This is a genomic window from Bradyrhizobium pachyrhizi, assembly GCF_001189245.1.
GTDB lineage: Bacteria > Pseudomonadota > Alphaproteobacteria > Rhizobiales > Xanthobacteraceae > Bradyrhizobium > Bradyrhizobium pachyrhizi.
In genome coordinates, this window is sequence record NZ_LFIQ01000039.1 from 500,397 (window position 1) to 513,203 (window position 12,807).

Below are 12,807 nucleotides of genomic sequence, written 5' to 3' on the forward strand. Positions count from 1 at the left end.
CTTAATTTGGGCGTGGATCCCATCCCGGAGGCCGGTTGTTAGGCTAAAGTCGGCGCTAAACGGGAGGGTTACCATGGTCGAACGGCTGTCAGCGGAGGCGAGGAAGGCCGCCCTTTGGGAACTGGCCGGCTGGTCGGAGACGTCCGGCCGCGAGGCGATCGCCAAGACTTTCGTGTTCAAGGACTTCAACGAGGCTTTCGGGTTCATGGCCCGCGCCGCCCTGGTCGCCGAGAAGAGCGACCATCATCCCGAGTGGAAAAACGTCTACAAGACGGTCGAGGTGGTGCTGTCGACCCACGATGTCGGCGGGGTGACCAAGCGCGACATCGACCTCGCCAAGGCCATGAACGCGATCGCAAGGCAGCTTGGGGTCAGTTGACCCCGCGCGTGGAACCTTGCACGGGTCCGCCGATATCCCCAGATTCGCTTCGTCCGCCGCCGAACTGGCGCGGCGTCGAGGAACCTTGCGATGACATCGAGCGAACACGGCGTGGGATTTGGGCCTGCCGACCGGCTGGCGCAGGACCCCGAAAGCGTGCGCCGCCGTTTCTGGATCAAGTTCAAGAAGGTGGTGGCGAGCCTGCCTTTCGCGGAGGACCTGCTGGCCGCCTATTACTGCGCCTTTGACCGGCAGACGCCCCGCCATGTGCAGGCGGCGCTGCTCGGGGCGATCGCCTATTTCATCCTGCCGTTCGATTTCGTGCCCGACATGCTGCCGATTCTCGGCTTCACCGATGACGCCGCGGTGCTCGCAACCGCTATCCGCATGGTGACGAGCCACATCACGCCGGAGCACCGCGATGCCGCCCGCGCCGCGCTGAAGCGCGGGGTGCCGGAAGAGAAATGAGCGTGGCGTGAATGGAGGCTCTTCCCCTTCCCCCTGAAAGGGGGAAGGTCGGGATGGGGGTCAGCGGCGGGCGCCGCTGTATGTGGAGAGAGCCGATCCCCACCCGCTTTGCTCTGCGAGCAAAGCGACCTCCCCTTTTCAAGGGGGAGGTTAAGGCGTAACCCGGGTTCGCTTTGCTCCATCCGGGCTGCGGAATTCTTCAGCTTCCCGGGTGCAGGATCACCTTGCCCATCGCCTTGCGGCCGGCGAGCACCTTCAGGGCTTCCGCGGTTTGCGACAGCGGGAAGGTGCGGTCGACATGCGAGGAGATCTTGCCTTCCGCGGTCCACTGCACGAGCTTCTCGAGGTTCTTGCGGTTCTTGTCCGGATTCTGCCGCGCCCATGCACCCCAGAATACGCCGCGGATATCGCAGCCCTTCAGCAGCGCGAGGTTGAGCGGGATCTTCGGAATGTCGCCGGCGGCAAAGCCGATCACCAGGAAGCGGCCTTCCCATGCGGTCGAGCGCAGCGCAGCCTCGGCGTAGGAGCCGCCGACCGGATCGAACACGATGTCGGCACCCTTGCCGTCAGTCAGCTTGCGCAGGCCTTCCTTTAGATCTTCCTTAGCATAATTCAGCGTCAGCTCGGCGCCGTGTTGCTTGGCGAATGCCAGCTTCTCATCCGACGAGGCGCAGGCGATCACCTTCAAGCCCATCAGTTTGCCGAGCTCGCACGCAGCAAGGCCGGTGCCACCGGCGGCCCCGAGCACCGCGAGCGTCTCTCCCGGCTTCGGGCTTGCGCGATCTTCCAGCGCATGCAGCGCGGTGCCGTAGATGATGATGATGCCGGCGGCGCGGTCGTAGTCGAGATTGTCGGGAATCTTCACGATCGAATTCGCCGGCAGCGCGATCTTGTCGCGCGCGCCGTTGTGGCCGCAGGAAGCGACGACGCGATCGCCGACCTTCAGGTCAGTGACGCCGGCGCCGACGCTTTCGATCATGCCGGCAACTTCGGCGGCCGGCGAGAACGGGAACGGCGGCTTGATCTGGTACTTGCCCTGGATCATCAGGATGTCGAAGAAATTCAGCGCCGCCGCCTTGATCGCGATCACGGCTTCGCCTGGCGCGGCCACCGGATCGGGCACATCAGCCAGCACGAGATCGTCGGGTTGACAGTATTGCGAGCAGAGGATGGCTTTCATGGACACACCTGAGTTTCGGACGCAAAAGAGCTGAAAGCTTCATGCCGGATTTGCGGCGGAGCGACAATACAGTGCGGAGGGATCAAACTATGTTTGAAAAAGGCCTGCTAGCGAAAAAGCGCATCCTGATCACCGGCGGCGGCTCCGGCCTTGGCGCTGCGATGGGCTACCGCTTTGCTGAACTCGGCGCCGAACTGATCATCTGCGGGCGGCGCGAGGGGCTGCTGGAGGAAACCGCAGCAAAATTCCGCAGCGAGCTTGGCGCCAAGGTTTCCATCGCGCGCTGCGATATCCGCGACGGTGCAGCGGTCGAAGCGATGATGGATCAGGTCTGGCAGGACGCGCCGATCGACGTTCTCGTCAACAATGCTGCCGCAACCTTTATTGCGCAGAGCGAACATTTGTCATTCCGTGCGGCGGACGCGATCCTCGCGCCAACTCTGCATGGCACGATGTACTGCACGCTTGCCGCCGGCCGCCGCTGGATCGACGGCAAGCACAAGGGCGTGGTGCTCTCGATCCTGTCGACCTCGACCATCACCGGGCGCGCGTTCACGGTGCCGTCCTCGATGGCCAAGACCGCGGTGCTGGCGATGACCAAGAGCCTGGCGGTGGAGTGGGGCCCGAAGGGCATCCGCACCGTCGCGATCGCGCCCGGCGCGTTCCCGACCGCAGGTGCGACCGGACAGTTGCGCCCCGAAGGGCGCGGCGAGAGCTGGGCGCATCGCAATCCGCTCGGCCGCGCCGGCGAGCATGCGGAGCTCGCCAATCTCGCGACCTTCCTGATCTCGGATCAGGGCGGCTACATCAACGGCGAGATGGTGGTGCAGGATGGCGGCGCGCACTTGCGCAGTTCCGGTGCCGAGGACCTGCTGCAATGGACCGATGCGCAATGGGAGAAGCAGCGCGCTGCGCGCGCCAGGTGATAACGCGTCGCGATTACGCGCGCGACGGTGAGCGGCGTTCGTCTTTCGGCCTAACTGCCTTCCCAAAAAAGCGTTTCCCGGTTATCCATCCGAGCCGGCGGAGGGGAATTGCCGGGCCATCTTGCAGTCACAATGATGGGGGAACCAGTTGGCCGTGCGGCAGATTCTGACATCACTGGTTGCTTGTATCCTGTGCGGGTTCATCACCCTCGCGCCGGCGCAGGCTGCGCCCAAGAAGGATACGGCCAAGGAAGCAGCCAAGCCGGCGCCTTCGGCGGCCGCGGCTGCGGCCGGCGGCGCCGAGCCGACGCTGATCGGCCAATTCGGGACCTGGGGCGCGTACACGGCATCGCCCAACGGCAAGAAGGTGTGCTTTGCGCTCGCCAAGCCGTCGTCGTCGAAGACCAATCCGGCGAACCGGCCGCGTGATCCGGCCTATGCCTTCATCTCCACCCGTCCGGCGGAGAAGGTCGTCAACGAAGTCTCGATCATGATCGGCTACACGGTGAAGCCGGGCTCCGAATCGACGCTTCAGGTCGGCGGCGGGACCTATGCGATGTACACGCAGGGTGACGGCCTCTGGATCAAGAATGCGGCCGAAGAGGAGCGGATGGTGGAATCCATGCGCAAATCGGCCGAACTGACGGTAAAAGCCGTCTCGGCCAAGGGCACCGAGACGACGGACACCTTTTCGCTGAAGGGCCTGGCGCAGGCGCTCGACCGGCTCGGGCAGGACTGCCGGCGCTAGAGAAGCGACTTAAGGCCTGAAATCGAGGTATTTGGTGGCTTTCCAGCACAGGCTGGAAGGCCTATTTGAGGTTTCATGACCAACACCGTGACCACCCATGCCGTCTCCGGCGCCAGCGCGCTGGTCGAGAAGGTTCCGCTCGAGACCTATGTGCCGCCGGCCAAGCCGTCGCTGATCGGGCTGTCGCGCGCCGAGATCGCCGATCGCCTGGGCGAGATCGGGGTGCAGGCCGGCCAGCGCAAGATGCGCACCCAGCAGCTCTGGAACTGGATGTATTTCCGCGGCGCCAAGAGCTTTGCCGAGATGACCAACGTCTCGAAGGACATGCGCGCCGAGCTCGAGAAGCATTTTACCGTCGACCGTCCCGAAGTGGTCGCCGAGCAGATCTCCAACGACGGCACCCGCAAATGGCTGCTGCGGTTGCCGAGCGGCGACAAGGTCGAGCGGCCGCACGAGGTCGAGTGCGTCTACATCCCCGAGACCGACCGCGGCACGCTGTGCGTTTCCTCGCAGGTCGGCTGCACGCTGAACTGCGCGTTCTGCCACACCGGCACGCAGCGGCTGGTGCGCAACCTCACCGCCGGCGAGATCGTCGGCCAGGTGATGGTGGCGCGCGACCGGCTGAATGACTGGGCTGACCGCGAGGACGGCACGCGCCGCGTCACCAACATCGTGATGATGGGGATGGGCGAGCCGCTCTACAATTTCGACGCGGTGCGCGATGCGCTCCTGATCGTCGCCGACAATGAGGGCATCGGCATTTCCCGCCGCCGCATCACGCTGTCGACCTCTGGCGTGGTGCCGAACATCCAGCGCACCGGTGACGAGATCGGCGTGATGCTCGCGATCTCGCTGCATGCGGTGCGCGACGAGCTGCGCAACGAGCTGGTGCCGCTGAACCGCAAATATCCAATCAAGGAGCTGCTGCAGGCCTGCCGCGACTATCCCGGCGCCTCCAACGCGCGGCGCATCACCTTCGAATATGTGATGCTCAAGGGCGTCAACGATTCGCTCGACGACGCGAAGCTCCTTGTGAAGCTACTCAAGGGCATTCCGGCGAAGATCAACCTGATCCCGTTCAATCCGTGGCCGGGCACCGCCTACGAATGTTCGGACTGGGAGCAGATCGAAAAATTCTCCGAATACATCTTCAACGCCGGCTATTCCTCGCCGGTGCGCACGCCGCGCGGCCGCGACATCCTCGCCGCCTGCGGCCAGCTCAAGTCGGAGACCGAAAAGCTCTCCGCCCGCGAGCGCCAGGCGCTACGCGCGATGGCGATGACGGATTGAGACGTGTCCACATATTCCGTCGTCATGCCCGGGCTTGACCCGGGCATCCACGTCTTCTCTCGCCGAGACAAAGGTAAGACGTGGATGGCCGGGACAAGCCCGGCCATGACGGCGGAGGATCTCGTGTCAGCGTTGTCCAATGATGGGATGACCTCATGGCCTTGATCGGCCGCCTGTTCGTCGTCGCCTTCGGCTTCCTGATGGCCTGCTTCGTGGCAGGGATCATCGTGGTCGTCGCGGTGCTGTATCCCGAGATCAGCGATTTCGGCGGGCAGATCGACCAAAGCGCGATCAACGTCGTGCTCGGCTTCGGTTTCATCTTCATCTCGGGCTTTGCACTGCTGCCGGCGCTGATCGTGGTGCTGATCACCGAGGCGTTCTTCATCCGGAGCGTGCTGGCCTACGCCGTCGGCGGCGCCATCGTCGGCGCGGCCTGCTATCTCGGCCTGGTTCCGTTCGATCCCGATATGATGCAATTCCACGGCATCGTGCGCCGGCACATGGAGATCATGACCGGCGCCGGCATCGTCGCGGGCCTGGTCTACTGGCTGATCGCCGGCCGCACCGCCGGCGCCTGGCGCGAGCCGTCGCGACCGTTGCCGCCGCCCCCGCCCTTGCCGTCGCAATCGCCGCGGCCGTGATGACAGCTCTCACCCTCCCCTGGAGGGGGAGGGTAAAGAATGACCGCGCACTTTTCATGCTCATCCGCCTCGGCTAAACCGCGCGCCATGAACCGGACCGGACTTTTCATCGCGCTGGCGCTGGCGCTCATCGTCGGAATCCTGTTCGGGATCTATCCCGAGCTCGACCTGAAGCTCGCGGCCATGTTCTACGATGCCGCGCAGAAGACCTTTCCGATGAAGCTCGACGCGGTGGCGTCGTTCGCGCGCGATGCGGCGATGTGGATCGCCTGGGCGCTGGTGCTGCCGGCGATCGTGACCATCGTCTGGAAATTCATCCGCCCGGACCGGCCGATGCTGATGTCCGGCCGCGCCGCGGTGTTCCTGCTCACCACGATGCTGCTCTCGGCCGGCGTGCTCACCAACCTCACCTTCAAGAATTATTGGGGCCGGCCGCGGCCGGTGTTTGTGACGCAGTTCGGCGGCGACCTGCAATTCGTGCCGTGGTGGGACCCGCGCGGCGGTTGCCCGCGCAACTGCTCGTTCTTTTCCGGCGAGGGCGCCACCGCGTTCTGGACCTATGCGCCGGCGGCGCTGACGCCGCCTGTCTGGCGGCCGCTGGCCTTCGCCGGGGCCACCGTGTTCGGCATCGTCACCAGCGGGCTTCGCATGGCCTTTGGCGGCCATTTCTTCACCGATGTGGCGATCGCAGGCTTGGTGTCGTTCTTCACGGTCTGGCTGTTCTACGCGCTGATCTACCGCTGGGCAGCGACCCGGCTGACCGACGCCCAGGTCGATGCCGCGCTGACGCGCCTTGCGATGCCCGGCTACCGGTGGATGCAGCGCTGGCGCCGGGGCGGCAAGGCGGCGTCCAGCCAGCCCGAGGCCTGATTTGGGTCTGATTAAAGGCGTGCCCCGCCAGCGGAAATTTGATATTCGCCGCAGAGCATGATCCGGAAAAGTGGAAGCCGGTTTTCCGAAAGATCATGCTCAGAGCAGAAACATCATTGATTTCGACCGATTGGACCGTCCCATGAGTACGATTCTGAAAAGCCTGCCCACCGGCGAAAAAGTTGGCATCGCGTTCTCGGGCGGGCTCGACACGTCGGCGGCGCTGCTCTGGATGAAGCTGAAAGGCGCCAAGGTCTTCGCTTATACCGCCAATCTCGGCCAACCCGACGAGGCCGACTACGACGCGATCCCGCGCAAGGCGATGGATTTCGGCGCCGAGAAGGCCCGCCTGGTCGATTGCCGCACCCAGCTGGTCCATGAGGGTATCGCCGCGATCCAGTCCGGCGCGTTCCACATCTCGACCGGCGGCATCACCTATTTCAACACCACGCCGCTCGGCCGCGCGGTGACCGGCACCATGCTGGTCGCGGCGATGCAGGAGGACGGCGTCAACATCTGGGGCGACGGCTCGACCTTCAAGGGCAACGACATCGAGCGCTTCTATCGCTACGGCCTGCTGACCAACCCGAGCCTGCGCATCTACAAGCCCTGGCTCGACCAGCAGTTCATCGACGAGCTCGGCGGCCGCGCCGAGATGTCGGCGTTCATGACCGCGCAAGGCTTCGCCTACAAGATGAGCGCGGAGAAGGCCTATTCGACCGACAGCAATCTGCTCGGCGCGACGCATGAGGCCAAGGATCTCGAGAGCCTTGCGAGCGGCATCACCATCGTCAACCCGATCATGGGCGTGCCGTTCTGGCGCGCCGACTGCGACGTCAAGCCCGAGAAGGTCGTGGTGCGGTTCGAGGAGGGCCAGCCGGTCGCGCTGAACGGCAAGACGTTTGCGGATCCGGTCGCGCTGTTCCTCGAAGCCAATGTGATCGGCGGCCGCCACGGCCTCGGCATGAGCGACCAGATCGAGAACCGCATCATCGAGGCCAAGAGCCGCGGCATCTACGAGGCGCCGGGCATGGCGCTGCTGCACATCGCCTATGAGCGTCTCGTCACCGGCATCCACAATGAGGATACGATCGAGCAGTACCGCATCAGCGGCATGCGGCTCGGCCGCTTGCTCTATCAGGGCCGCTGGTTCGATTCGCAGGCCTTGATGCTGCGCGAGACCGCGCAGCGCTGGGTGGCGCGCGCCGTCACCGGCGAGGTGACGCTCGAGCTGCGCCGCGGCAACGACTACTCGATATCAAACACCGAGAGCCCGAACCTGACCTACGCGCCGGAACGGCTCAGCATGGAGAAGGTCGAGGACGCCGCCTTCACGCCGGCCGACCGCATCGGCCAGCTGACGATGCGCAACCTCGACATTGCTGACACCCGAGCCAAGCTCGGCCTCTACAACAAGACCGGCCTCATCTCGAGCGGCGAAGGCTCGCAGATCTTCCAGCTTGAGAACGACAAGGACTGAGGCGGTGCTCTCTCGCCTCGTCGTCCCGGGCAAGCGAAGCGCGACCCGGGACCCATAACCACCGGCCGTGGTTTATGAAGCACGCTGGTGCTCCAGCGCGCTTCCACGATCCCTTCCTGTGGTTATGGGTCCCGGCCTTCGCCGGGACGACGTGGAGAGAGCGTTCGGCTACTTCACCCTGAGCGCATCCAGCAGCGAGCGGAACGCGCGCGCGTAATCGGTGCCGGTCTTGCTGATGTCCGGCCCCGCGGAGACCGCAACCGCCGCCTCCGTGACCGCGCCGAGCAGCAGTCGCGCCAGCGGCTCGATCGGCTGCTTGGCGATCACGCCCGCGTCCATCGCGGCGGCCAGCGCGCGCGGAAACTTGCCGCCGAAATGCTTGGCGTCGATCTCGCGCCAGCGTTCCCAGCCCAGCACGGCGGGGCCGTCGCGCAAGATGATCTGGCCGGTCGGGCCCTTCGAGCACGCCGCGAAATAGCCCTGCGTGCCCGCCGCCATCGCCGCCAGCGGATCGTTCTCGGCGCGCGAGATGCGGTCGAGATCGGCGACGAGGTCGAGCGACACCTGCTCGAACACCGCCTCGAACACCGCCTCCTTGGTCGCGAAGTGATGATAGACCGCGCCCTTGGCGACGCGCGCGCCGGCGGCGATGCCGTCCATCGTCGCAGCGGCGAAGCCGCGCTCGCCAAAGATGCGCCGCGCCGCCTTGACGATGGCGGCTCTGGTTTTCTCGCGCCGTTCGGCCTGGGTTGCCATCGTCCATCTCTAGCCCAGGTTCCGTAGCGGCGCCAGTTGACTTACCGACTCTTGGTCGATAAATACCGACTGTCCGTCGGTAAATGGAGAGTGCTGATGCCCTCGCTTAGGACGTTGCAAGCCTTCGCTGACACGGTGGAATCCAACGATCATGTCGGCGCGATCAGGAATTTCTATTCAGTCGATGCCCGCACCCAGGAGAATGACGGCGAGTGGCGCGTCGGCCGCGAGGCGCTGGCGGCGCGCGAGGCGGCGGTGCTGGCCGCGGTCGCCGGCGTCAAGACCACGCGGCTCGGGCCGCTTTTGCTCGACGGCGATCATTCGGCGATCTGCTGGCGCTTCGAATTCACGGCTAAGGACGGCAAGGTCCGCAGCATGGAGGAGGTCGCCTGGCAGACCTGGCGCGGCGAGGAACTGGTCGAGGAGCGCTTCTTCTACGATCCGCAGCAGATGGCGCGCTGAAATCACGCCGGCCCTTGCGGCAATACGCCCCGGCGGCGCCTCATTACGCCGTCATCCGCCGCCACTAGCCTCCGCCCCGATGCGCATGATGCGCAAGGGGCGGAGCATCGATCATGATCAAGCGAGTTGCCGGCGTGGCCGTCACGCTGGCGTTGTCGGCAGCGCCGGCGTTCGCCCAGACGATCTACGCGATCGATCGCGCCGATATCCTCGTCGGCGCCAAATTCGACTTCAAGGTCGAGCTTCCGGGGGTGGTCGATCAAGCCAGGCTCAAGGTCACGCTGAATGGCGCTGACTACGCGACCGCTTTCGGCCAGTCCGGAACATTCACCGAGCGGGAGGCTGGAAAAGACCAGTCGGCACTGTTGCTGCGCGATGTCTCGCTCGCCAGGCCCGGGCAGGTCGCCGTCGAAGTCAGCGACGGCACGCAGAGCCGAAAGGTGACCTGGACCGTCTACGACACCGGGGCACGCAAGGCCAGGAACGTAATCCTGTTCATCGGCGACGGGATGTCGCCGTCGCATCGCGTCGCCGCGCGAATCCTTTCCAAGGGAATCGCGGAGGGCAAGAGCCGCGGCAAGCTCGCGATCGACGACATGCCGCATATGGCGCTGGTTGCGACCGCGGGCTCGGACTCGATCATCACCGATTCGGCGAATGCCGCGAGCGCTTACGCCACAGGCCACAAGGCCGCGGTCAATGCGCTCGGCGTCTACGCCGATCGCACGCCCGATCCGCTCGACGATCCCAGGGTCGAGACCATCGCGAGCCTCGCCAAGCGCCGGGCGGGCCTCGCCGTCGGCATCGTCACCAACACCGAGGTCGAGGATGCGACCCCGGCGGCGATGGTTGCGCATACCCGCCGCCGCGCCGCCTATGACGCGATCGTCGCGCAATATTTCGACGCGAAGCCCGACGTGCTGATGGGCGGCGGCTCCGCGAACTTCCTGCCGCAATCCACGTCCGGATCGAAACGCAAGGACGATATCGATTATCTCGCGCGCTTCCGCGATGCCGGCTATGCGGTCGCGACGACCGCAGGCGAACTCGCCACGCTCGCGGCCAAAGCTGATACCTGCCAATTGCTCGGCCTGTTCGCCGCCGGCAACATGGACGGCGCGCTCGACCGCAAATTCCTCAAGGGAGGCGGCGTCAGGAAATTCCCCGAGCAGCCGGACCTGACCGAGCAGGTCCAGGCCGCGCTGGCGGTACTGTCGAAGCACGAGTCCGGTTTCTTCCTGATGGTCGAGTCCGGCCTGATCGACAAATACGCCCTTCTGCTCGACATGGAGCGCGCGGTCTACGACGCCATCATGCTCGACAATGCGGTGCGGCTGGCGAAGGACTGGGCCAAAGCGCGCAACGACGACACGCTGATCCTGGTCGTAGCCGACCACAACCATCCGAACAGCTTGGTCGGCACCATCAACGACGACATGGCGGCGACACCTAACGTGCCGCTGCGTGAGCGCGTCGGCGTCTATGAGAAGGCGGGCTTCCCGAATTATCCGGCGCCGGACGCCGAAGGTTATCCGTCACGCGTCGACGTCAGCCGGCGGCTTGCGATCTTCTCGGCCAGCCTGCCGGATCACTACGAGACGTTCCGCCCGAAGCTCGACGATCCGAACGAGCCGACCGTGAAGGGCGACCAGCCCGACACCTTCAAGGCCAACGACAAGTACAAGGACGTCCCCGGCGTCGTGCTGCGGTTCGGCAATCTGCCGGCGATGATCGGCGCCAGCGTGCATTCCGGCGAGGATGTCATCCTCACCGCGACCGGGCCGGGCAGCGAGCGCGTCCACGGCTCGATGGACAACACCGAGGTGTTTCGCGTGATGGTCGAGGCGCTGGGGCTGGGCGCGGGGAAGTAACGCATGATGAGATTGAGACGAGGCATGCCCGCTGTACCTCTCCCGCTTGCGGGGTCGAGATGAACAAGGTTTGCTGTTGGAGGGTTAGTGTGAGCATCGAGGCTTCTCCAACTTCCCCTTAAAGAGGGGAGGTCGCTTTGCTCGCGAGTGCAAAGCGGGTGGGGATCTGCTCTCTCCGCAGCCACCGTCACCTGCGGCTGACCCCATCCCGACCTTCCCCCCTTTCAGGGCGAAGGAGAACAAACAAAAATGGCCGGGGTCGCTCCCGGCCATTTCGTAACGTGATGTCGCGGCTCAGCGCGGCGGCGCGGCGGAGGCAGTGCCGCCGTTGAGCAGCGGGGTGATGCGGCGGACGGTGACGCGACGGTTGATGCGGCTCGGTCCGTCGGTCTGCTCCTTCGGATATTGCGAGCCGTAACCCTGCGAGGTCAGGTTTTCCGCCGGCACGCCGAATTGCTGCGTCAGCAGTTCGGCGGCGGATTGCGCACGGCGGTCGGACAGCGACAGATTGTCGGTGTCGTTGCCGGTCGCATCCGTATGGCCCTCGATCAGGAACACCTCGCGCGGATTGCGCTGGATCGCCCGGTTGAGGCCGTCGGCGATCACTTGCAGCCTCGCCGCCTGGTCCGGTGGGATGGTCCACGATCCCGAGTCGAAGTTGATCGTGTTGACGTCGATGCTCGGCATCTGCATGCGGACATTGGGGCTGTAGCGGATCTCGTCCAGCGAGTAGCGCCGATCGATCCGCTGCACCGGCGGTGCCTCCATGGTCTCGTAGATCACGTCGGGCGATGCGTCCTGAGCGTCGACGATGTAGCGATCATAGGGAATGTTGACCACCGGCGGCGGCGCGTCGACATAGAAGCCGCCGACCGCCCGCGGATCGCGATAGCTGTTGTCGATGATGACGACCTCGCGTCCGCCGGTATCCCTGCGAATACGGCGCAACATCTGGCCGTCGGAGCCGACCACGGTGATGATCTCGCTGCCGTCGGGACGAACCACGACGGTGCGGGTTTCGCCGCCGACCGTCTCGGTGCGGATGTCACGCGCGCCATAGCGGAAGCGATAGACGTCGTCGCCGCGCACGTAGGCCTGCCCGCCCGGATCGCGGATGATGACGCGGTCCGGCTCGGTGTAGATGGTGCGGCCGCCTTCGACGACCTCCTGCCGCTGGCTGTGCAGGTCGGCGATGCTTCCGCCGATGATGGCGCCGGCCACCACGCCGGCGCCGACCGCGGCACCGATCGCGAGCGGCTTGATGTTGTCATGCCGCGGAGGCGGCGGCAGCGGCGCTGCGACCGCTGGCGCGGCGCGGAAGGCCGGCGCAACCGTCGGCGGCGCGTATTGCGCGCGGCCGGGCGGTGGCGTTGCGGCGGGCGAGCCGGGAACGACCGACGGCGCCGGCGCGCCCATGGCAGCTCCCTGGGCTGGCGACACGCCGGGCGCAACGCCCGGTCGTGCCGGTTGACCCGGAGCCGGGGTCGCGCCAGGCGTGCCCATTGCCGCGCCCGGGGTCGCAGGCGTTCCGGGCGGTGTCGCCGGACGTCCCTGCTGACCTGGCGCCGGTGGCGTCGGCGTCGCGCCGGGTGCCGGAGGCGTTGTTGCGGCAGGCGGGGTGCCTGGACGTGCGGGCTGTGCGCCGGCTGCCGGAGGCGTCGGTGTCGCACCGGGAGCTGTCGCGGCGGGCGGCGTGCCCGGTCGTGCCCCTGCTGCCGGAGGCGTCGTCGTTGCCG

14 protein-coding genes are annotated in these 12,807 nt (G+C 65.7%); 11 read left to right on the forward strand and 3 right to left on the reverse strand.

Features of this window, described 5'->3' with window-relative positions; translation table 11 throughout:
- Positions 1–73 precede the first annotated feature (73 nt).
- The gene (locus AKL29_RS07130) at positions 74–379 is read left to right on the forward strand and encodes a 4a-hydroxytetrahydrobiopterin dehydratase (RefSeq protein WP_016847224.1); all 306 of its coding nucleotides are present in this window, start codon (positions 74–76) and stop codon (positions 377–379) included.
- 90 nt (positions 380–469) lie between these two features.
- Positions 470–847 (forward strand): YkvA family protein, encoded by a 378-nt coding sequence (locus AKL29_RS07135; RefSeq protein ID WP_028337362.1) that lies wholly within the window; start codon positions 470–472, stop codon positions 845–847.
- A gap of 199 nt (positions 848–1,046) precedes the next feature.
- On the opposite strand, the gene AKL29_RS07140 is transcribed toward AKL29_RS07135, so the two are convergent.
- On the reverse strand, positions 1,047–2,027 hold the full coding sequence (locus AKL29_RS07140; RefSeq protein WP_050383585.1) for an NADPH:quinone oxidoreductase family protein: 981 nt from the start codon (positions 2,025–2,027) through the stop codon (positions 1,047–1,049).
- 89 nt (positions 2,028–2,116) lie between these two features.
- Here AKL29_RS07140 and AKL29_RS07145 point away from each other — a divergent pair, with 89 nt between their 5' ends.
- From AKL29_RS07145 to argG, 6 genes are all read left to right on the forward strand, one after another.
- Positions 2,117–2,953 carry an SDR family oxidoreductase gene (locus tag AKL29_RS07145; RefSeq protein ID WP_050383586.1) on the forward strand — a complete coding sequence of 279 codons (837 nt, stop codon included), beginning with the start codon at positions 2,117–2,119 and terminating at the stop codon, positions 2,951–2,953.
- A 154-nt stretch (positions 2,954–3,107) separates the two neighbouring features.
- Entirely contained in the window at positions 3,108–3,701 is a 594-nt protein-coding gene (locus AKL29_RS07150) for an invasion associated locus B family protein (protein WP_050383624.1), read from the forward strand.
- A 75-nt stretch (positions 3,702–3,776) separates the two neighbouring features.
- Positions 3,777–4,991: a dual-specificity RNA methyltransferase RlmN gene (rlmN, locus tag AKL29_RS07155; protein WP_050383587.1), complete on the forward strand. Its 1,215-nt coding sequence runs from the start codon at positions 3,777–3,779 to the stop codon at positions 4,989–4,991.
- A gap of 155 nt (positions 4,992–5,146) precedes the next feature.
- Complete coding sequence (locus AKL29_RS07160) at positions 5,147–5,632, forward strand: hypothetical protein (protein ID WP_050383588.1); 486 nt, start codon at positions 5,147–5,149, stop codon at positions 5,630–5,632.
- Between the two features lie 87 nt (positions 5,633–5,719).
- Positions 5,720–6,502 (forward strand): phosphatase PAP2 family protein, encoded by a 783-nt coding sequence (locus AKL29_RS07165; RefSeq protein ID WP_050383589.1) that lies wholly within the window; start codon positions 5,720–5,722, stop codon positions 6,500–6,502.
- 142 nt (positions 6,503–6,644) lie between these two features.
- Positions 6,645–7,982 (forward strand): argininosuccinate synthase, encoded by a 1,338-nt coding sequence (gene argG / locus AKL29_RS07170; RefSeq protein ID WP_050383590.1) that lies wholly within the window; start codon positions 6,645–6,647, stop codon positions 7,980–7,982.
- Between the two features lie 168 nt (positions 7,983–8,150).
- Here the strand turns inward: argG and AKL29_RS07175 are convergent, their stop codons facing one another.
- Positions 8,151–8,738, reverse strand: a complete 588-nt coding sequence (locus tag AKL29_RS07175; RefSeq protein ID WP_050383591.1) for a TetR/AcrR family transcriptional regulator — start codon at positions 8,736–8,738, stop codon at positions 8,151–8,153.
- Between the two features lie 96 nt (positions 8,739–8,834).
- Between AKL29_RS07175 and AKL29_RS07180 the strand changes: the two genes are divergently transcribed.
- A complete protein-coding gene (locus AKL29_RS07180) occupies positions 8,835–9,200 on the forward strand; it encodes a hypothetical protein (protein ID WP_050383592.1) in 366 nt (121 codons plus the stop codon).
- 113 nt (positions 9,201–9,313) lie between these two features.
- A complete protein-coding gene (locus AKL29_RS07185) occupies positions 9,314–11,071 on the forward strand; it encodes an alkaline phosphatase (RefSeq protein ID WP_050383593.1) in 1,758 nt (585 codons plus the stop codon).
- Positions 11,072–11,365: 294 nt separating this feature from the next.
- Here AKL29_RS07185 and AKL29_RS07190 read toward each other — a convergent pair whose 3' ends face one another.
- Entirely contained in the window at positions 11,366–12,487 is a 1,122-nt protein-coding gene (locus AKL29_RS07190; protein ID WP_080667384.1) for an OmpA family protein, read from the reverse strand.
- Between the two features lie 119 nt (positions 12,488–12,606).
- On the opposite strand from AKL29_RS07190, the gene AKL29_RS43955 reads away from it, so the two are divergent.
- Positions 12,607–12,807 (forward strand): hypothetical protein (locus tag AKL29_RS43955; RefSeq protein ID WP_210168318.1); only part of this gene is annotated, 201 nt, incomplete at its 3' end.

Excerpts from the sequence above, each read along its gene's own strand:
- AKL29_RS07130 (WP_016847224.1), top strand. The coding sequence starts at position 74 with ATGGTCGAACGGCTGTCAGCGGAGGCGAGGAAGGCCGCCCTTTGGGAA.
- AKL29_RS07135 (WP_028337362.1), top strand. The coding sequence starts at position 470 with ATGACATCGAGCGAACACGGCGTGGGATTTGGGCCTGCCGACCGGCTG.
- AKL29_RS07140 (WP_050383585.1), bottom strand. The coding sequence starts at position 2,027 with ATGAAAGCCATCCTCTGCTCGCAATACTGTCAACCCGACGATCTCGTG.
- AKL29_RS07145 (WP_050383586.1), top strand. The coding sequence starts at position 2,117 with ATGTTTGAAAAAGGCCTGCTAGCGAAAAAGCGCATCCTGATCACCGGC.
- rlmN (WP_050383587.1), top strand. The coding sequence starts at position 3,777 with ATGACCAACACCGTGACCACCCATGCCGTCTCCGGCGCCAGCGCGCTG.
- AKL29_RS07160 (WP_050383588.1), top strand. The coding sequence starts at position 5,147 with ATGGCCTTGATCGGCCGCCTGTTCGTCGTCGCCTTCGGCTTCCTGATG.
- AKL29_RS07165 (WP_050383589.1), top strand. The coding sequence starts at position 5,720 with ATGAACCGGACCGGACTTTTCATCGCGCTGGCGCTGGCGCTCATCGTC.
- argG (WP_050383590.1), top strand. The coding sequence starts at position 6,645 with ATGAGTACGATTCTGAAAAGCCTGCCCACCGGCGAAAAAGTTGGCATC.
- AKL29_RS07175 (WP_050383591.1), bottom strand. The coding sequence starts at position 8,738 with ATGGCAACCCAGGCCGAACGGCGCGAGAAAACCAGAGCCGCCATCGTC.
- AKL29_RS07180 (WP_050383592.1), top strand. The coding sequence starts at position 8,835 with ATGCCCTCGCTTAGGACGTTGCAAGCCTTCGCTGACACGGTGGAATCC.
- AKL29_RS07185 (WP_050383593.1), top strand. The coding sequence starts at position 9,314 with ATGATCAAGCGAGTTGCCGGCGTGGCCGTCACGCTGGCGTTGTCGGCA.
- AKL29_RS07190 (WP_080667384.1), bottom strand. The coding sequence starts at position 12,487 with ATGGGCGCGCCGGCGCCGTCGGTCGTTCCCGGCTCGCCCGCCGCAACG.